We start from the raw sequence: 20,535 nt of genomic DNA on the forward strand, positions 1-20,535 counted from the left end.
CCTACTGGCTTGCCCAGACAATCCGCGCCACCCATTCGACATCGCGCATCGGGATGTCGCGATCCGGGTGATCGGGATTGAGCGAGACCAGCATGATCGACTTCGCCGTCTGACGGTCCAGCACCTTGGCCATCACCTCGCCGGCATTGGTCTTGACGACGACGCGGTCGCCCTTGCGGGTGGCGGCGCCCGGCTCGACGATCAGCACGTCGCCGTTGCGGTAGAGCGGCAGCATGGAATCGCCCTGGACCTGCAGCGCATAGGAGGTTTCAGTCGCCCGTGCCGGAAGCTCGATCAGGTCCCAGCCCTGCCCCACGGGGAAGCCGGCATCGTCGAAGAAGCCGCCGGCGCCGGCCTGGGCGAAGCCGAGCAGCGGCACCGAAGACGTCTGTGCCGGCAGAGATCCGGGAACGGTCTTGCCCCGGCCTTCGACCAGTCCGGTGAATTCGTCGAGCGAAGCGCCGGTCGCCTCGATGATCTTGGCCAGCGACTCGGTCGACGGCCAGCGCGGCCGCCCGTCCGAGGACAGCCGCTTCGATTTGTTGAAGGCCGTCGAATCGAGGCCCGCGCGTTTCGCCAGCCCCGACGCCGAGAGCGAATAGCGCTCGGCGAGAGCATCGATGGCGGCCCACACGCGGTCATGCGAGAGCACTTTTGCTCTCCTTCAGAACAGGAAAAAATACCTTCTCCGTTCTAACCGGTGGCCGTGAGTTTGTCCACCATCGAAGGCGGCGTCACGCCGCCTTCTTGGCCTCGCTCCTGGCATAGGGGTCGAAGCGTTCGTAGAAAGTCTCGTCCTTCTCTGCCATCTCGAGCAGGAGCTTCGGCGCTTTGAACTCGCCGCCGTACTTCTTCTGAAGACCCTTGGCGATCTTGACGAATTTCTTTGCGCCGATGCCGTCGATGTAGGACAGCACGCCGCCGGTAAAGGGCGCGAAGCCGAAGGCGAGGATCGAGCCGACATCGGCCTCGCGCGGATCGGTGACGATGCCCTCCTCCATCACCCGGGCCGCCTCTAACGCGATGGTGACCAGGAGCCGCTGCTTCAGTTCCTCATAGTCGACCTCTTCAGGCGGCAACTGCCGATAGAGATCCTTCAGGCCCGGCCACAGCTTCTTCTTGGCAGGCTTTTGCGGATAGTCGTAAAAACCCTTGCCGTTCTTGCGGCCGAAGCGGCCATGCGTGTCGACCAGCGTGTTGATCAGCGTCATCTGCTTCGGGTCGACCGCCTTGTCGCCGAGATCGCGCATGGTCTGCTTCATGATCTTCTGCGCGAGGTCGATCGCCGTTTCGTCCGTCAGCGCCAAGGGGCCGACCGGCATGCCGGCGGCCTTCGCCGCGTTCTCGATCATCGGCGCCGGAATCCCCTCGATGAGCATCTTGTAGGCTTCCGACATGTAGCGCAGCACGCAGCGGTTGACGTAGAAGCCGCGCGTGTCGTTGACGACGATCGGCGTCTTCTTGATCGCGCGGACGAAGTCGATCGCAGTGGCCAGCGCCTTGTCGCCCGTCTTCTTGCCCAAAATGATTTCGACCAGCATCATCTTGTCGACCGGCGAGAAGAAATGGATGCCGATGAAATTCTTCGGCCGCGCCGAATTCTTCGCCAGCGACGTGATCGGGATGGTGGACGTGTTCGATGCAAAGACCGCCGCCGGCTTCAGCACGGCCTCCGCCTTTTCGGTGGCGTCCTTCTTGACGCCCGAATCCTCGAACACCGCCTCGACCACCAGGTCGCAGCCTGCGAGGTCGGCATAGTCCGCCGTCGGCGTGATCAGCGACAGCAGCCTGTCCTTGTCCTCCGGCTTGGCGCGGCCCTTCCTGACCTGATCCGAGATCAGGCTGTCCGAATGCGCCTTGCCCTTGGCGGCAGCGTCCATGTCGCGGTCGAGCAGCACCACCGGAATGCCGGCCTTGGCCGTGACATAGGCGATGCCGGCGCCCATGAAGCCGGCGCCGAGCACGCCGATCTTCTTGAACTTGGTTTCCGGCACGCCGGCCGGACGACGCGCGCCCTTGTTCAGTTCCTGCAGCGACACGAACAGCGAGCGGATCATCGCCGCCGCTTCCCTGGTCTGCATGATCTCGGTGAAATAACGCTGCTCGATGCGCAAGCCGGTATCGAACGGCACCAGCAGGCCTTCATAGACGCATTTCAGGATGGCTGCGGCAGCCGGATAGTTGCCATAGGTCTCGCGACGCAGGATGGCGATTGCCGGTGGCCACAGATTGGCGCCGGCCACCGAATAGACCGGGCCGCCGGGCAGCTTGAAGCCCTTCTCGTCCCACGGCGCCACTGGCTTCAAGCCATTCTTGATCATGGCTTTGGCGGTTTCGACCAACTTCGTCGGTTCGGCAATCTCATGGATCAGGCCCATCGACTTGGCCTTCTGCGGCGACAGCGTCTGGCCGGAAGTCAGCATCTGCAGCGCCTGCTGCTGGTCGGTCAGCCGCGGCACGCGCTGAGTGCCGCCGGCACCCGGGAAGATGCCGATCTTCACTTCGGGGAGCGCCATCTTGACCTTGTCGGAATCGGCCGCGACACGGCCATGGCAAGCGAGCGACAGCTCGAACGCGCCGCCCATGCAGGTGCCGTTGATCGCCGATACCCACGGCTTGCCTGAGGTCTCCAGCTTGCGGAACAGGCCGGTCATGTAGCCGGCATTGTCGAACAATGCCTTGGTCGCCTTGTCCAGGTCCTTGGCTTTATCGGCTGCGAACTTCGACAGCATCTTCTGCAGCATGGTGATGTCTGCACCGCCGGAGAACGTGTCCTTGCCGGAGGTGATCACCGCCCCCTTTATTGCCGCGTCGCTCGCCACCTTGTCGACGATGGCGTTCAGCTCCAGCATCGCCTCTTCGGTGAAGACGTTCATCGAGCGGTCGGGCATGTCCCAGGTGACCAGCGTGATGCCATCGGCGTCGATGTCGAGGGTGAAATTGGTGTAGCTCATCGGTCTCTCTCCCGTCAGACGCGTTCGATGATCGTTGCGGTGCCCATGCCGGCGCCGATGCAGAGCGTCACCAGCGCGGTGTTCAGGTCGCGGCGCTCCAGTTCGTCCAGCACCGTTCCGAAGATCATCGCACCGGTTGCGCCGAGCGGATGGCCCATGGCGATGGCGCCGCCATTGACGTTGATCCTGTCGTGCGAAATGTCGAAAGCCTGCATGTAGCGCAGCACCACCGAGGCGAACGCCTCGTTGAGCTCGAACAGATCGATGTCCGACAGCTTCATCCTGGCACGCTTCAGCAGCTTCTCGGTCACGTCGACCGGACCGGTCAGCATCAGCACCGGCTCCGAACCGATATTGGCGAATGCACGGATGCGAGCGCGCGGCTTCAGGTCGAGCGACTTTCCAGCCTTCTTCGAGCCGAGCAGAACGGCCGCCGCGCCGTCGACGATGCCGGACGAATTGCCGGCATGGTGGACGTGATTGACCTCCTCCACCTCGGGATGCTTCTGCACCGCGACGGCATCGAAGCCGCCCATTTCGCCGGGCATGACGAAAGACGGGTTGAGGGCCGCCAGCGACTGCATATCGGTCGAAGGCCGCATGTGCTCATCGTGGTCGAGGATGGTCAGGCCGTTCTGGTCCTTGATCGAGATCACCGAATTCTTGAAGCGGCCTTCGCCCCAGGCTTTGGCGGCGCGCTTCTGGCTTTCGACCGCATAGGCGTCGACGTCGTCGCGCGAAAAGCCGTACTTCGTGGCGATCAGATCGGCCGAGATGCCTTGCGGCACAAACCAGCCCGGCAGGCCGACCGAGGGGTCCATGAACCAGGCGCCGCCGGACGCGCCCATGCCGACGCGCGACATCGATTCGACGCCGCCGGCGATGACGATCTCGTCGGCGCCCTGCGCGATCTTGGCGGCGCCGAAATTGATGGCGTCCAGGCCAGAGGCGCAGAAACGCGAGATCTGCATGCCGGGCGCTTTCGTGTCGTAACCGGCCTCGAAGGCGGCGGCGCGCGGAATGACAGAACCCGCCTCGCCGACCGGATCGACGCAGCCGAAGATGATGTCGTCGACGGCGCCGGTGTCCAGCCCATTGCGGTCACGGATCGCCGCAAGCACCTTGGCGCCGAGCCGTACCGCCGGCACCTCGTGCAGCGAGCCATCCTTCTTGCCCCTGCCGCGCGGCGTGCGCACGGCGTCATAGACATAAGCTTCGGCCATTTTCCTGCTCCTTGGTTTGCTGAAAGTCTCTCAGAGAGAGCGCCCGATCAGCAATTTCATGATCTCGTTGGTGCCGCCGTAGATGCGCTGGACGCGGGCGTCGCGGAACATCCGGGCGATCGGATACTCATTCATGTAGCCATAGCCGCCATGCAATTGAAGGCATTCATCGACGACTTTTCCCTGCAGGTCTGACAGCCAGTATTTGGCCATCGAGGCCGTCACCGGGTCGAGGCCTCCATTGATATGGCGGGCGACGCAGTCATTGTAGAAGACCCGGCCGATGGTCGCCTCGGTCTTCAATTCGGCCAGCTTGAACTGGGTGTTCTGGAAATCGATAATCGCCTTGCCGAAGGCCTTGCGCTCCTTGACGTAGTCGATGGTCAACGCCAGCGCCCGTTCGACCATGGCGATGGCGCCGGTGCCGATCTGCAGCCGCTCCTGCGGCAATTGCTGCATCAATTGGACAAAGCCCTGGCCTTCCTCGTGGCCGAGCAGATTGGAGGTCGGCACGCGCATATCGTTGAAGAACAGTTCCGACGTGTCGTTGGCCTTGAGCCCGATCTTGTCGAGGTTGCGGCCGCGCTCGAACCCTTCCACCTCGTCGGTCTCGACGACGATCAGCGAAGTGCCCTTGGCGCCCTTCTCCGGGTCGGTCTTGGTGACGATTATGATGAAATTGGCGAGCTGGCCGTTGGTGATGAAGGTTTTTGAGCCGTTGACCTTGTACTGGTTGCCGTCCTTCTCGGCGCGCGTCTTGACGCCTTGCAGGTCGGAGCCGGCGCCGGGCTCGGTCATGGCGATGGCGCCGATCAGCTCGCCGGTCGCCAGTTTCGGCAGCCACTTCTTCTTCTGCTCCTCCGAGCCGTAGTGGAGGATGTAAGGGGCGACGATCGAATTGTGCAGGCCGATGCCGAAACCGTCGACGCCGACATGGCCGATCGCCTCGATGATGGCGCTCTCATGCGCGAACGTCCCGCCCGAACCGCCATATTCCTCCGGCACAGAGGCACAGAGCAGACCGGCCGCGCCCGCCTTCAGCCAGCTCTCGCGGTCGACCATCTCGTTCTTCTCGAACTCGTCATAGCGCGGCTCGATCTCTTCCGACATGAAGCGGTGCGCCATGTCGTAGAGCATGCCGACCTCGTCCGCCGCCCAGGCAGGTTTGGGAAGGCCAAGAATTTCGGCGGGGTTGGTCATGCTGTTTCTCCCTTGCGCCGACGTCCCCCTCCCCTCGAGTTGAGGGAAAATCGAGCTTAGAACGCTTCCGCCGGCAGTGCCATCAATGTATCGGCGCCGCTGGAGATGCGGGCGAGGTGTGCCGACGTTTCCGGCATGATCCGCTCCATGAAGAAGCGCGCCGTCACCAGCTTGCTGTCATAGAAGGCCGAAGAACCATTGGCGTCATTCGCCAATTTCGCCCCGGCTGCCTTGGCCATCTGCGCCCACATATAGCCCAGCGCCACCAGGCCGAAGAGATGCATGTAGTCGGTCGAGGCGGCGCCGGCGTTATCGGGCTTGGCCATGCCGTTCTGCATCAGCCACATCGTCGCCGCCTGCAGATCGTTGAGGCCCTTCTTCAGCGCCTTGGTAAAGGGCGCCATCTTCTCATCAGTGCGGTTCTCCTCGCAGAATTCGCCGACCTCCCTGAAGAAGGCCTGCACGGCGCGGCCGCCATTCAAGGCCAGCTTGCGGCCGACGAGGTCGAGCGCCTGGATGCCGTTGGCGCCCTCGTAGATCATGGCGATGCGGGCATCGCGCACGAACTGGCTCATGCCGTGCTCTTCGATATAGCCGTGCCCGCCGAACACTTGCTGCGCCATCACCGCGTGGTCGAAACCCTTGTCGGTGAGCACGCCCTTGACCACCGGCGTCATCAGCCCGGTGTAGTCGTCGGCAGCCTGGCGGTCCTTGTCGTCACTGGCACGGTGGGCGATATCCGACTTGATCGCCGTCCACAGTGCCAGTGCGCGACCGGCCTCGTTGAAGGCCTTCATGGTCATCAGGCTGCGGCGGATATCGGGGTGGACGATGATCGGGTCGGCCTTCTTGTCCGGCGCCTTCGGCCCAGACAGCGAGCGTCCCTGCAGGCGATCCTTGGCATAGGACACAGCGTTCTGGTAGGCGACCTCCGACACAGAAAGCCCCTGCAGGCCGACGCCGAGCCTCGCTTCATTCATCATCGTGAACATCGCTTTCAGCCCGCCATTCGTCTCGCCAAGCAGCGTGCCTTGTGCCTCGTCATAATTCATGACGCAGGTCGAATTGCCATGGATGCCCATCTTCTCCTCGATCGAGCCGCAGGAGACGGCATTCTTCTCGCCAGGATTGCCAGATGCATCGAGCTTGAGCTTCGGCACGATGAACAGCGAAATGCCCTTCACGCCTTCCGGCGCGCCCTCGATGCGGGCCAGCACCAGGTGGACGATGTTGTCCGCCATGTCGTGCTCGCCGGCCGATATGAAGATCTTCTGGCCTGAGATCCTGTAGGTGCCGTCGCCGTTGGGAACCGCCCTGGTGCGCAGCAGGCCGAGATCGGTGCCGCAATGCGGCTCGGTCAGGTTCATGGTGCCGGTCCAGACGCCTTCGACCAGCTTCGGCAACCAGAGCGCCTTCTGCTCGTCGGTGCCATGGGTAATGATCGCGGCGATGGCGCCCTGCGTCAGGCCGGGGTACATCATCAGCGACATGTTGGCCGAGATCATATATTCGGAAACAGCGGTATGCACCGCGTAAGGCAGACCCTGGCCGCCAAATTCGACGGGTGCGGCCAGCCCCAACCAGCCGCCCTCGCGGTATTGGTCGAAGGCCTCCTTGAAGCCCTTCGGCGTCGTCACCGAACCGTCGCCATGGCGCTCGCAGCCTTCCATGTCGCCGACGCGGTTCAGCGGCTGCATGACATTTTCAGCGAGCTTGGCGCCCTCGGCGAGGATGGCCTCGAGCACGTCCGGCGTCGCGTCGGAAAATCCGGGAAGATTGGAATAGCGCTGGTAGCCCAGCACTTCTTTCAGCACAAACAGCGTGTCCTGGACCGGCGCCCTGTAGATCGGCATGCATTTCCTCCACCATGCGGCCTTGGCCCCGAATCCCCAATGTGAAGTCAGACGGGCATGCGGACCAATGTTCAGGTCGGAATAGCAAAAGTTGACGTTTGCGTAAACGTCAATTTTTTGATGCGACAAATTAATCCCCGCCGCTCGCTCATAGCGTAACGGCGCTGGCCGTAGCCAGTCCGAACAGATTGAAAGATATTCGTCCCGTCGCAGCCGCAAGACAAAGGGAAGAGCCGCGCAGCCAAGGCCCACGCGGCTCTCTCCCAGAAGGCCGTTCACCGGAAGCCGGCGAAGAATTACCCGGCGACGCTGGCCTGCGGCGCCGAGCGTTCGCTCAGCATCTGACGCACCGCCGCCATCGAGTTGCTCAACTCGTTGATGGCATCGTCGATCAGAGCCCGCTGCTTCTGCAGGCGGGCAAGCTGCTTCTCCGACTTGTCGAGCGTCAGTCGCAACTGCTTGGTGTTGGAACCGCTGGGGTCGTAGAGGTCCATCATTTGCTTGACGTCGCGCAGCGAGAACCCGACCTTGCGGCCGAGCAGGATCAGCTTCAGCCGCGCCTTGTCGCGGCGCGTGTAGAGACGGGTCGAGCCGTCGCGCTGCGGATTGAGAAGGCCCTTGTCCTCGTAGAAACGCAGCGTACGCAGCGTTACTCCGTATTTCTTGGCCATCTCGCCGATGCGGACAAGATCCTCGCCGGCTTTATCGGACATGTCATTGGTATTGGCCGCGGCTTCGCCGGGCGAAACAAGTTTCATGGTCACTGGCTTTCCCCATCTGGTGGCGCCGCGGTCCTGGACCGTGCGTCGCCTGAGTCGAAGCGGGGGCGTGCTTCCACTCGTGGTTTCAACAAACAAAATCGCAAACGGCACAATCTGCACCCTTACGTTTACGTCAATTCTATACCGATAGCCGCCTCACGAAGCAAGGGCGTCGTGCGGGAGGACCTTTTTGCCGCATCCGCCAGCGCATGGCCCGGCGGCGCTTCAGGCGCTCGTCAACATCGTTGCAACTTCTTAAGCTTGGTTAACGCGTTGTTTACCACGTTGGGCGAATTGTGCGCATGTCGGTCACCCGTGGTTATCCTGTAGCGAATTTTTCACGGTTTCGGAGTCCACCGCAGCAAGCCGCGGCCGTCTTCGTTTCCGGCAGGACTTTGGGAACTGGTCATAAAGCCAGCAGCGATTGTGAACGGGCGCATCGATGAACAGCAAGCAGTCCTATCTCGATACACTCAACACCGGCCGGCAGCGCAGGCCGTACACCACGCTTGAACAGCTCAACCGCTCTCTGGAAACGCTGGAGCAGCGGCTGGAGCGGACGCGCGAGGACTTGAGCGAACGTCCCGATCCGCGCCGGCTGAGCGCGGAGCCGCGCTATGCCAGCGCCCGGCCCTATGAGGATCCGCGCCCGGCGCAGCCGCCGAAAAGCCCGGCGCCAGCTGCCTTCGACCAGAATTACCAGGCGATCGCCCGCGACATCGACCGCGTGCGCGGCCAGGAGGACGGCGTCGCCGTGGTCGGCAAGATCGCCGGCGAATTGCGTGGCCTGCGCGAGGAACTGCGCCACCAGATGACCACCGGCCTGCAGCGCGAATTCGAAGCGCTGCGCAACGACATCGAGCGGGCTTTCCAGGCAAGCACCCAGCCGGGTGGCCAATCGGCGGGAGGCAAAGGCAGCGCCGAACTCGGCGTCGAGTTCGAGCGGCTTTCCGGCGCCATCCAGTCCCTGGCCGAAAAGAGCGACGACAGAAGCGTCAACATGCTCCGGCTCGATCTGGAGCAGGTCAAGGCCGCACTCGACACGTTGGCGCGCGAGGAGAGCGTGGAGGCGGTCGGCCGCCGCTGGGACGAGTTCGACCGCCGCTGGACCGCGTTCGAGGATCGTGTCGATGCCGATCAGCGACAGCGGTCGGACGCACCCGGTCTTTCGATACTGACCGAAAGGCTCGAACAGATCAGCAATGCCGTCAACAATCTGCCGGAATCGCTTTCGCTGCGCTCGCTCGAAGAGAAGGTCCGCACGCTTGCCGGCGCCGTCGAGCATTTCGCCCGCCAGCAGGACAGTCTCGGCAGCAGCACATTGGCGATTATCGACGAGCGGCTGGACGAGATTTCCCGCGCCATCGTCGCCTCGACCGTCGCTGCGCAGGCCAATTCATTCGACCCCGAAGCATTCGAGCGTATCGAGAAGCGGATCGCCTCGCTTGCCGAACAGATCGAGGAAGTGACGCAAGTTCACCCCAGCGGCGAGGTCATCGACCGCCTCAACATGCTGTCGAGCCGGGTCGACGATCTTGCCAACCGGGCCAATTTGCCTGAGCAGGCGATGGAGCGTCTCGACAAGCAGATCGCGCTTATTGCCGACAAGATCGACCGGGCGCCTGCCATGCCGGACGCCGACTATATCTTCCAGGGGCTGGAACAGCGTTTCGACGTGCTGTCCGGCATGATGGAGCGCCGCCAGGGCGACGCGATCGAACAGGGCAACATGCTGTTTCGTGATCTCGAGCGCCGGCTGGGCGCAGTTGCCGACAGGCTGGACCAGCGCATGCCGCAGATCGACGGGGCCGGCATCATGGACGCCCTCGACGCCCGCTTCAGCGCGCTGGCCCAGCGCTTGGAGACGCGCGTTCCCGATCACGCAGGTGAAGCGGCGATCCGTGGCCTGGAAAGCCGGCTCGAAGACATTTCAGTCCGGCTGGATTCATCGGCGGCACAAGTCGCCGGTATCGACCCGGCCCTGATCCGCAGCCTGGAAGCGCAGGTCGCGGGCCTGTCGGCGCACCTTTCGAAACCCGGCGCGCCACTGCCGGAATTGGAGGATATCAGCCCTCGTCTCAACGAAATCGAGAAGTCGCTGGCTGGCACCCGCGATTCCATCCTCAGCGCGGCGCGCGAGGCAGCCGAGAGCGCCGTCCGTTCGTTGGCGGGCTCCAGTGCCAACACGGCGGCCGTCTCTGGCCTCGCCCAGGATCTGAAGACGCTCGAAGCACTGACGCGCCGTTCCGACGAGCGCAATTCGAGGACCTTCGAAGCCATCCACGACACGCTGCTCAAGATCGTCGACCGGCTGGGCTCGCTGGAAACCGGCGAGCCGACCGACGCTGTGAGCGAACTTCTGAATACGCAGCCGGCCGAGCCGGACAGCTGGCGCGGCGTGCGATCGTCAAAGATGGCCGTACGTGACGCGCCGTCCATGGACATCGACCAGCCACTGCCGCTGACGGAAGACATGGCCGACCTCGACAGCCATGTCTCTGCCATGATCAGCGATGAACCAGGTTCCCATAGCGAACCGGGCACGCGTAGCGACCCGGGCACGCGCACGCCGGCCGAAGCCGCCGCGGCCGCGGCCATGGCGGCGCTTGGCTCGGACACGTCGGAAAAAAGCCAGCCGACCGGCGGCCGGAAGTCGATGCTCGGCGGACTGGCGCGCGCCTTCAAGGCCAAGAAGGAGACGATTGTTCCACCGCTTGCCGGCTCCGCGCCTGATGTCGAGATACCGATTGCCGATCTCGACGAGCCGCTGGACCCGAAGGTTGCCAACCGGCCGCTGGAGCCCGGCTCCGGCCCACCTGACCTCAACGCCATCATGAAGCGCGTGCGCGACGAACGCGGCCCGCCCGGCAGGGCCGGCAATGCCGACGCATCGAAATCCGACTTCATCGCCGCTGCCAGGCGCGCGGCGCAAGCGGCCGCTGCCGAGGCCGACGCTCTCAAGCGGCAATCGACGATGAGGGGGCCGGTAAAGGCGCTCAGGATCGGCGACTTGCTCAAGGCGCGACGCAAGCCGATTCTGATGGCAGCCGCCGCGGTCATGCTGGCGCTCGCCGGCCTGCAATTGGGCAAGGCCTTTGTCTCCGACCCGGTCGATATTGCCAGCAACGACACGACGCAGATGGCGGCCGCGCAGCCAGCGGAAAGCGCATCGATCGGTACCGTCAACGAGCCGAAGACGGACGCACAAACTGCAGGGGATAGCGCATCAGGCGGCGCTGTCCGGCAGGCAAAGCCATCCGAATCGGTAGCCGAGGACGACATGCCGGCGCAGACCGCCATCGCCACGCCGTCGGAAAACGAAATATCGGCGGATGCCGAAACGCCGATCGACTCAGGGTCCGCGGCCGAGCCTGTTCCTGCGCCAATGGCTTCAACGACGTTGCCCGATCCGGCGGCGGCGAACGTGACAGCGTCGGCACCTGCGGGCCCGACGGTTGCGGACGCCGAACCAATGGCCACCGCGCCGGACGCCACCCCCGCGACCCAGGACATGACCGGCACGGTCACTTCAGCGGTTGCATCGACGGCGGCGGCCACTGCCAAGATCGACATTCCAGCCGATGCCGGCCCGGCTGCCTTGCGTGACGCAGCGGCCGGCGGCGACGCCGAGGCACTGTTCGAGATCGGCTCGCGCTACGCCGAATCGCGCGGCGTCAAGCAAGACATGGCAGCGGCCGCCAAATGGTACGAGAAATCAGCCGAGCTCGGCTTCGCACCGGCGGAATACCGCATCGGCAACTTCTACGAGAAGGGCACCGGCGTCGCCCGCGACGTCAAGAAGGCGAAGACCTGGTACCAGCTCGCCGCCGAGCAGGGCAACGCCAGCGCCATGCACAACCTCGCCGTGCTCTTCGCCATGGCGGCGGACGGCGTGACCGACAATGAATCGGCTGCGCACTGGTTCCAAGCCGCCGCCGATCTCGGTGTCAAGGACAGCCAGTTCAATCTCGGCATCCTGGCGGCGAAGGGCGTCGGCATGAAGCAGAATCTCGAAGAGTCCTACAAATGGTTCGCGCTCGTCGCCAAGACCGGCGACAAGGATGCGGCGGCAAAGCGCGACGAGATCGCCAAGGCGCTCAGGCCCGAGCAGCTCGAACGCGCACGCGCCGCCACGGAGCTGTGGAAGGCAAAGCCGCTCGATCCTGCGGCCAATTCGGCCGATATTCCCGAATCGTGGCAGGACGGCACGCCGCAGACGACCGCCAGCGTCGACATGAAGAAGGTCGTTCAGAACATCCAGCGCATTCTCAACAAGAACGGCTACGAGGCCGGCAATGACGACGGCGTGATGGGCCAGAAAACCAAGGATGCCATCATGGCTTTCCAGACCGACAACGATCTGAAGCCTACCGGCACGGTCGACGAAAAGCTGGTCAAGGCGCTGCTTGCGCGCAAATAACGTCAGATGCGTCGTTTCCGCGACGCCTTTGCCACACATTTGCCTGTTAACTGATTGAGTTGTTTTTTGTTTCGGCGACGTGGCGAGGTTTGACTTCGCCGCCCGGCCGGCGCAAGAACGGACAGGCTTTTGGCGCGAATGCCCGCCACGGTTGCATTCGCCGACGGGCAAACTGATCGAGACTGACGGGTGGGCATCTATCTCCCGATCGCGGAAATTTCCGTCAACATCTTCGTGCTGCTGGCCATGGGCGCGGCGGTGGGCTTCCTCTCGGGCATGTTCGGAGTGGGCGGCGGCTTCCTGATCACGCCGCTGCTGATCTTCTACAACATACCGCCGGCGATCGCAGTCGCCACCGGCGCCAACCAGGTCATCGCCTCCTCCTTCTCCGGCGCATTGTCGCACGTGAAGCGCGGCACGCTCGACTTCAAGCTCGGCGGTGTGCTTTTGGCCGGCGGCATCGTCGGCTCGACCGGCGGCATCTTCGTCTTTGGCTTCTTGCGCCGGCTCGGCCAGCTCGACCTGTTCATCTCGCTGCTCTACGTCGTGCTGCTCGGCACCGTCGGCGGGCTGATGCTGGTCGAGAGCGTCAATGCGCTGCGCGCCGCGCGCAGCGGCGCGGCACCGGTGCTGAAGAAATCCGGCCAGCACAACTGGATCCACCGCTTGCCGCTGAAGATGCGGTTCAGGGCCTCGAAGCTTTTCGTCAGCGTCATCCCCGTGCTCGGCCTCGGCGCCGGCATCGGTTTCCTGTCGTCGATCATGGGCGTCGGCGGCGGCTTCATCATGGTGCCGGCGCTGATCTATCTCTTGAAAGTGCCGACCAACGTCGTCGTCGGCACCTCGCTGTTCCAGATCATCTTCACCTCGGCCTACACCACGCTGGTCCATGCCACCACCAACCAGACGGTCGACGTCATGCTCGCCTTCTTGTTGATGGCGGGCGGCGTCGCCGGCGCGCAATACGGCGCCAAGGCCGGCCAAAGGCTGCGCGGCGAGCAGCTCAGGGCGCTGCTGGCACTGCTGGTCCTGGCGGTTGCCATCCGGCTCGCCATCGATCTGTTCGTGACGCCGCCCAGCCTCTATTCGCTGTCCGGCGCGGATCCGACCTGATGGCGGGTTTTAGGACGTTCCTGGCCGTTGCCTCGCTGTCGCTATTCGCCGCCTCGTCACCGGCAAGAACGCAGACGCCGGTTACCGAAAACATCCAGATCGGCCTGTCCACCGACCATGTCTCGATCACCGCCGGCTTTTCCGGCGCCGACCTCACCATCTTCGGCTCATTGGAAAATGCCGACCCGCGTGTCGCGCGCCAGGGGCGCTACGACATCGTCGTCGTGCTTGAGGGTCCGGCCCGGAAGGTCGTCGTGCGCCGCAAGGACCGGGTGCTCGGCATCTGGATCAATCTGGAGTCCGAGACCTTCAAGAATGTGCCGGTGTCCTATTCGGTGGCGACGACGCGGCCGCTGCAGGACGTCACCGACCCCAACAGCTACAAGCAACTGTCGCTTGGCGCCGCCAACATCTATATGCAGCCGGCCGACGCTGGCGACAGTCCGGCGACCATCCAGGAATTCACCGCAGCGCTGCGCGAGCGCAAGACGGCGACCGGCCTCTACAGCGTGAATGTCGGCGGCGTGCAGTTCCTGTCGCAGAACCTGTTCCGCGCCACCGTCAGGCTCGCCCCCAATGTTCCGGTCGGCACCCACAAGGCACGCGCGTTCCTGTTCAAGAGCGGCCTGTTCATCAAGGAAAGCTCCGCCCAGCTCGAAATCCGCAAATCCGGTTTCGAACAGTCGATCTTCCGCGTCGCCCACGATTATTCTTTCCTGTATGGCGTCTTCGCGGTGTCGTTGGCCATGCTGACCGGCTGGCTCGGAAGGCTCGTCTTCCGGAAGGATTAAACTCTCTTCAAAAGGCGGTTCCCCTTTTTACGCTCGTGGGTTAGACCGCGACCCCGGCCCGGCCGAACACCGGCTGTCGCTCCCCAAATAAAAAATACAGGACTTTGCGATGCGACCAGCATTCGGCGGTATCGACTTCGGCACTTCGAATTCCACCGTCGGCGTGATCAGGGACGGGCAGCCGCAACTGGTGGCGCTGGAAGACGGCGAGGTGACGCTGCCCAGCGCGGTGTTCTTCAATTTCGAGGACAACCGCACCTACTTTGGGCGCCGCGCCATCGCCAACTATACCGACAGCATCGAAGGTCGCCTGATGCGCTCGCTGAAGAGCGTACTCGGCGGTACGCTGGTCCATGAAAAGACGCGCATCAAAACCCGATCGATCGCCTTCACCGAGATCATCGGCCTGTTCGTCGGCCACCTCAGGAAAAGGCTGGAAGAGGATGCGGACGACACGGTTGAGAGCGTGGTGCTCGGTCGCCCCGTGCAGTTCGTCGACGACGATGCCGAGGCCGATGCCAAGGCCGAAGGTGAACTCGAAAACGCGGCCCGTAGCCAGGGCTTCAAGCATATCGCCTTCCAGTTCGAGCCGATCGCGGCGGCGCTCGACTACGAGCAGAAGGTGACGCGCGAAGAACTGGCGCTGATCGTCGACATGGGCGGCGGCACGTCCGATTTCTCGATCGTGCGGGTCTCGCCGCAGCGCGCCCGCTCCCTTGATCGCAAGGACGACATCCTGGCCAGCCGAGGCATCCACATCGGCGGCACCGACTTCGACCGGCTGTTGAGCATCGCCCATGTGATGCCGCAACTCGGCTACCTCTCGCCGACCAAGGACGGCAAGCGCAACTTGCCGGCCAGCTACTTCATTGACCTGGCGACATGGCAGCGCATCAATCTGGTCTACACCGCCCGGGCGATGACGCATCTGCGCCAGATCCGCTACGAGGCGGAACGCGCCGACCTGGTCGACCGCTTCATCGACATCGTCGAGCATCGTTACGGGCACGCGCTGGCCGCTTTGGTCGAGAGGGCCAAGATCGCGCTGACGGAGCAATTTTCTGGTGATGTCGTAGTCGCGCTGCCCGGTGCGAAGTTCGCGACCGAAATTACGCGCGCCGGGCTCGAGGCGACGATCGCCAGGGAAATCGAACGGGTGGCCGCAACGGTTGGTGAGACCATCCGCGACGCGCAGGTGAAACCCTCCGACATCTCCGCGGTGTTCCTGACCGGCGGATCGACCGCCATCCCGCTGGCAAGGCAGCAGATATTGGCCCTGGTGCCGCAGGCGTCGGTCATCGAAGGTGATATGTTCGGCTCGGTCGGGCTTGGGCTGGCGCTCGATGCGCAGCGGAAATTCGGTTGACCCGGCTTACCCGCGGACGGTCTCGCCGGCCCTCACGCCCAGATGCGCCTTGAGCGCCATCTGGGCCAGACTTGCCTGCCGGTCACGATGCGTGATCATGGCGAAATCGCGCTTTGGCAGATCGATCGGCACGGCTCGCAGGCTGCCCTCGGCGACCGCGCGTTCGACGACGAGCTCCGAAATGATGGTGGCGCCGGCGCCGGCCTCGACCGCCTGACGGACCGCCTCGTTGCTCGGCAGCACCAGGAATATCCGCAGGTCTGCGAACGATATCCCTTCGCGGCGGGCAAGATCTTCCAGCACCTCGCGCGTGCCCGATCCGCCTTCCCTGATGATCCAGCGGAGTTCCTTGATATCGGGATGCCCGGGCAAAACTTCGGCGATCTCGGGATGCGAATGCGCCACGACCAGCATCAGGCGATCCACATCGACCTTGGCGCGCCGCAATATGTCCGATTCAGTGCGCCCCTCGACCAGGCCAAAATCAGCCGTACCGTCGAGTACGGTGGTCTCAACCTGCCTGGTGTTGCCGATGGTCACGCTCAGCCTGACGGCGGGATAGGCCTCGTGGAAGGAGGCCAGCCGGCGCGGCAGCCAGTAGCTGGCGATGGTCTGGCTGGCGGCGATGGAAAGGCTGCCGGTGATCGTCTGCGAGACGTGCTCCAGCACGTCGTGGGCGGCAGCCGCCCGTTCGAGCACGGCCTTCGCCTCGGGCAGAAACCTGCGCCCGGTCTGCGCCAGTTCGATGTTGCGACCGACCCGGTTGAACAGCTGGACGCCATGCTGCTGTTCGAGCGAGCGGATGGCGGCCGAGGCGGCCGACTGGGAAATGCCCAGTAGCTCGGCCGCCTTGGTCATGTGCGCCCGTTCGGCGACAGCAACGAATATCCGCAGTTGGTCCAGGGTCATGCGGAGAATTAAGAAACAATTTCGATTGGAATTACAAGAGCAACTTGTTAGACGGATCGATTGCTTTGTTCTAATTTTCCCGGCGGAGTTGGAAAAAAATCGCGGCCAACCTGCAACGGGTAGAAAAGTGATCGGGCGGTTCAAATCCTTGTTTGCCCATTGGACCCGCGGTCTGCGGCGTCGGCTTGCCGGCGACCGTTATCATCCGGAAGAACACTACATGCGCGGCCCCGGGCCGAAGACGAGAGCCAAATTCGCAGACCGCAAAAGCCCCGAATCATGAACCACGGACCGCTGCGCGGCGCCAATTCCGCACCGTCCCAACGGTCGCTTGCCGACACCCGCGCGCCCCACGAGGGTGACGGCGTCGATACCTCGCCTGACGTCTCAGACAGCATCGCCAAGACCACCTGCTACATGTGCGCCTGCCGCTGCGGCATCGACGTCCACATCAAGGACGGCAAGGTGCGCTACATCAACGGCAACAAGGACCATCCGGTCAATCGCGGCGTGCTGTGCGGCAAGGGCAGCGCCGGCATCATGCAGCAATACAGTCCGGCCCGGTTGAAGAAACCGTTGCTGCGCACCGGTCCGCGCGGCTCGGGAGAATTTCGCGAGATCGAGTGGGAGGAGGCTTTCTCGATCGCGACGGAACGGCTTTCGAAAATCCGCCGCACCGATCCGAAGAAACTCGCCTTCTTCACCGGCCGGGACCAGTCGCAATCGTTGACCGGCTGGTGGGCGAGCCAGTTCGGCACGCCGAATTTCGCCGCCCATGGCGGCTTCTGCTCGGTCAACATGGCGGCCGGCGGGCTCTATACGATCGGCGGCTCGTTCTGGGAGTTCGGCGAACCCGACTGGGACAACACCAAATACTTCATGCTGTTCGGCGTCGCCGAGGACCATGATTCCAACCCGATCAAGATCGGTCTCGGCAAGCTCAAGGCGCGCGGCGCCAAGGTGGTCTCGATCAATCCATGCCGCACCGGCTACAACGCCATTGCCGATGACTGGATCGGCATCCGGCCCGGCACCGACGCCCTGTTCGTGTTTGCTCTCATCCATGAACTGCTGAAGGCCGGCCGCGTCGATCTCGATTATTTGCTGCGCTACACCAACGCCCATGTCCTCGTCATCCAGGAGCCGGGTGCAGCAGATGACGGGCTGTTCGCACGCGACAGCGGCGGCAATCCGCTGGCCTGGGACAGGCTGGCCAAAGTCTCGGTCAGCGCCACCGATACCGACGCAAAGCCGGCGCTGACCGGCAACTTCCAGGTCGATGGCCGCCGCTGCGTACCGGTCTTCCAGCTTATCGCAGACCGCTACCTGCACGAGAGTTATTCTCCCGATGCGGTCGCCGAACGCTGCGGCGTTACCGCCGACACCATCCGCCGCATCGCCGCGGAACTGGCGCATGTCGCCTTCGAGCAGGCGATCGAACTGCCGGTGGCGTGGACCGACTGGGCCGGCCGCCGGCACGAGACGATCAAGGGCCGGCCGGTGTCGATGCACGCGATGCGCGGCATCTCGGCGCATTCGAACGGTTTTCACACCTGCCGCGCCATCCACCTGCTGCAAGTACTCCTGGGTACGGTGGACGTGCCCGGCGGGTTTCGCTTCAAGCCGCCTTATCCGCGGTCGGCGCCGCCGGGGCCGAGGCCGGCGGGCAAGGACGTCAGGCCGATGACGCCGCTCGAAGGCATGCCGCTCGGTTTCGTCTGCGGCCCCGACGATCTGCTGGTCGATGACACCGGCACGCCGACCCGTATCGACAAGGCCTATTCCTGGGATGCGCCGCTGGCAGCACACGGGCTCATGCACACGGTCATCCGTAACGCCTGGGCCGGCGATCCCTACAGGATCGACATGCTGTTCATGTACATGTCCAACATGGCTTGGAACTCGTCGATGAATACCGTCGAGACGATGGCGATGCTGACCGATATGGATACGTCAGGCGAGTACAGGATCCCGTTCATCATCTATTCCGACGCCTATTATTCCGAGACCGTGCCGTTCGCCGATCTCGTGCTGCCGGACACCACCTATCTCGAGCGTCATGACTGCATCAGCCTGCTCGACCGGCCGATCAGCCACGCCGATGGACCGGGTGACGCCATCCGCCATCCGGTTGTCGAGCCGGACCGCGACGTGCGGGCGTTCCAGACGGTGCTGATCGAGCTCGGCGCGCGGCTCGGCCTGCCCGGCTTCGTCGCCGACGACGGCTCGGCCAAATACCGCGACTATGCCGATTACATCGTCAATCATGAGCGCAGGCCAGGCATCGGCTCGCTCGCCGGCTGGCGCGGCAAGGACGGAATTTTGATCGGCAAGGGCGATGCCAATCCCGACCAGCTTCAGCGCTACATCGACAATGGCGGCTTCTGGCACCACGATTTTGCCGACGACCAGCGCTACTACAAGATGGCCAACCGATCCTATCTCGAGTTTGCCGAGACCATGGGTTTCATCCCGAAGGCCGAGCCGATCGTGTTCCAGCTCTATTCCGAGCCGATGCAGCGGTTTCGCCTCGCCGCGCGCGGCCATGGCAGGGTGCTGCCGCCGGAGGCGGAGCGCAGCCGCATCGAAACCTATATGGACCCGTTGCCGTTCTGGTACACGCCCTTCGAGGAGGCGGTTGTCGACGTTGAGAAATACCCTCTGCATGCGCTGACGCAGCGGCCGATGCACATGTATCATTCCTGGGGCTCGCAGAACGCCTGGCTCAGACAGATCACCAGCCAGAACCGGCTGTTCGTGCACAGCCGAACCGCCGCCGGCCTCGGGCTTGCCGATGACGACTGGGTTTGGATCGAGAGCATCAACGGCAGGGTCAAGGGACAGATCAAGCTGGTCGACGGGGTCAACGTGGACACGGTGTGGACCTGGAACGCGATCGGCAAGCGGCGCGGCAGTTGGGGGCTGAAGGACGACGCGGCCGAATCCAACCGCGGCTTCCTGCTCAACCACATCATCGGCGACCAGACTTCTGCCGATGCGAACGGCAAGCGCTACTCGAATTCCGATCCGGTGACCGGCCAGGCGGCATGGTTCGACCTGCGCGTCCGCATCGTCAAATGCGCGGCTGAAGAAGCCGGCTTCACCGAGCCGCAGTTCGAGCGCTTCCGGCAGCCACCGCATTTTGAGCCCTCGCCCGACAAGCTCAGTTTCGGCGCTGAATTCCGCCGGGCAAGAGAGAGATCATGACCTGCCTTCCCGCCCATACCGACAAGAAGCTCGGCCTGGTCATCGACCTCGACACCTGCGTCGGTTGCCAGGCCTGCGTTACCGCCTGCAAGGAATGGAACACCGGCGGTCACATGGCGCCGCTGACCGACATCGATCCCTATGGCGGCGATGCCGACGGGGTCTGGTTCAACCGCGTGCACAGCTATGAGCACATGACGGAGATGGGTGGGCGCACGGTCAATTTCCCACGCTCCTGCCTGCATTGCGAGACACCGGCCTGCGTCACCGTCTGCCCGACCGGCGCCTCCTACAAACGGGCCTCGGACGGCATCGTGCTGGTCGACGAAGACAAGTGCATCGGCTGCAAATTGTGCAGCTGGGCCTGCCCCTATGGCGCGCGTGAGTTCGATACCGATGTCGGCGTGATGAAGAAGTGCACGCTGTGCGTCGACCGCATCTACAACGACAATCTGGCGGAAGAAGACCGCGTGCCGGCCTGCGTCGCCGCCTGTCCGACCAGCGCGCGGCACTTTGGCGATCTCGGCGACCCGGCATCGGCGATCTCGCAACTGGTGGCCGAACGCGGCGGGGTCGACCTGATGCCCGAACTCGGCTATCACCCGACCAACAAATATTTGCCGCCGCGCGCCCACACGCCGCGCGCTGCATCGGTGCCGGCGCCGAGGCTCGAACCGTTGCGGGTTGAAGGCGGTTTCCTCGGCTGGGTCGATCGCATGCTTTCGCATTGATCAGCAT

At 63.7% G+C, this 20,535-nt stretch carries 13 protein-coding genes; 6 read left to right on the forward strand and 7 right to left on the reverse strand.

What is annotated here, in order from left to right:
- Window position 1: 1 nt before the first annotated feature.
- From AC0L3H_RS07065 to AC0L3H_RS07090, 6 genes are all read right to left on the reverse strand, one after another.
- Window positions 2–652, reverse strand: a complete 651-nt coding sequence (locus tag AC0L3H_RS07065) for a S24 family peptidase (RefSeq protein WP_091600331.1) — start codon at window positions 650–652, stop codon at window positions 2–4.
- Window positions 653–734: 82 nt separating this feature from the next.
- The gene (locus AC0L3H_RS07070; RefSeq protein WP_473584965.1) at window positions 735–2,954 is read right to left on the reverse strand and encodes a 3-hydroxyacyl-CoA dehydrogenase NAD-binding domain-containing protein; all 2,220 of its coding nucleotides are present in this window, start codon (window positions 2,952–2,954) and stop codon (window positions 735–737) included.
- 14 nt (window positions 2,955–2,968) lie between these two features.
- The gene (locus AC0L3H_RS07075) at window positions 2,969–4,177 is read right to left on the reverse strand and encodes an acetyl-CoA C-acetyltransferase (protein WP_473490486.1); all 1,209 of its coding nucleotides are present in this window, start codon (window positions 4,175–4,177) and stop codon (window positions 2,969–2,971) included.
- Between the two features lie 30 nt (window positions 4,178–4,207).
- The gene (locus tag AC0L3H_RS07080) at window positions 4,208–5,377 is read right to left on the reverse strand and encodes an acyl-CoA dehydrogenase family protein (protein ID WP_473490487.1); all 1,170 of its coding nucleotides are present in this window, start codon (window positions 5,375–5,377) and stop codon (window positions 4,208–4,210) included.
- Window positions 5,378–5,433: 56 nt separating this feature from the next.
- Window positions 5,434–7,230, reverse strand: a complete 1,797-nt coding sequence (locus AC0L3H_RS07085) for an acyl-CoA dehydrogenase (RefSeq protein ID WP_473584966.1) — start codon at window positions 7,228–7,230, stop codon at window positions 5,434–5,436.
- A 296-nt stretch (window positions 7,231–7,526) separates the two neighbouring features.
- Window positions 7,527–7,988 carry a MerR family transcriptional regulator gene (locus tag AC0L3H_RS07090; protein WP_023802166.1) on the reverse strand — a complete coding sequence of 154 codons (462 nt, stop codon included), beginning with the start codon at window positions 7,986–7,988 and terminating at the stop codon, window positions 7,527–7,529.
- Window positions 7,989–8,433: 445 nt separating this feature from the next.
- On the opposite strand from AC0L3H_RS07090, the gene AC0L3H_RS07095 reads away from it, so the two are divergent.
- The 4 genes from AC0L3H_RS07095 to AC0L3H_RS07110 all read left to right on the forward strand — a co-directional run bounded on the left by AC0L3H_RS07095 (window position 8,434) and on the right by AC0L3H_RS07110 (window position 15,681).
- Entirely contained in the window at window positions 8,434–12,411 is a 3,978-nt protein-coding gene (locus AC0L3H_RS07095) for a peptidoglycan-binding protein (RefSeq protein ID WP_473584967.1), read from the forward strand.
- Between the two features lie 189 nt (window positions 12,412–12,600).
- The gene (locus AC0L3H_RS07100; protein ID WP_091600326.1) at window positions 12,601–13,524 is read left to right on the forward strand and encodes a sulfite exporter TauE/SafE family protein; all 924 of its coding nucleotides are present in this window, start codon (window positions 12,601–12,603) and stop codon (window positions 13,522–13,524) included.
- The gene (locus AC0L3H_RS07105; protein WP_473510170.1) at window positions 13,524–14,315 is read left to right on the forward strand and encodes a TIGR02186 family protein; all 792 of its coding nucleotides are present in this window, start codon (window positions 13,524–13,526) and stop codon (window positions 14,313–14,315) included. The genes AC0L3H_RS07100 and AC0L3H_RS07105 overlap by 1 nt, the downstream gene beginning before the upstream one ends.
- 109 nt (window positions 14,316–14,424) lie before the next feature.
- Complete coding sequence (locus tag AC0L3H_RS07110; RefSeq protein WP_473584968.1) at window positions 14,425–15,681, forward strand: Hsp70 family protein; 1,257 nt, start codon at window positions 14,425–14,427, stop codon at window positions 15,679–15,681.
- Window positions 15,682–15,687: 6 nt separating this feature from the next.
- Here the strand turns inward: AC0L3H_RS07110 and AC0L3H_RS07115 are convergent, their stop codons facing one another.
- Window positions 15,688–16,590: a LysR substrate-binding domain-containing protein gene (locus tag AC0L3H_RS07115; protein WP_473584969.1), complete on the reverse strand. Its 903-nt coding sequence runs from the start codon at window positions 16,588–16,590 to the stop codon at window positions 15,688–15,690.
- 279 nt (window positions 16,591–16,869) lie between these two features.
- Between AC0L3H_RS07115 and AC0L3H_RS07120 the strand changes: the two genes are divergently transcribed.
- Entirely contained in the window at window positions 16,870–19,797 is a 2,928-nt protein-coding gene (locus tag AC0L3H_RS07120) for a molybdopterin oxidoreductase family protein (protein ID WP_473584970.1), read from the forward strand.
- A complete protein-coding gene (locus AC0L3H_RS07125; RefSeq protein ID WP_473490495.1) occupies window positions 19,794–20,528 on the forward strand; it encodes a 4Fe-4S dicluster domain-containing protein in 735 nt (244 codons plus the stop codon). Before AC0L3H_RS07120 ends, AC0L3H_RS07125 begins: the two co-directional genes overlap by 4 nt.
- Window positions 20,529–20,535 lie beyond the last annotated feature (7 nt).

It is taken from the genome of Mesorhizobium sp. WSM4816, assembly GCF_055811535.1.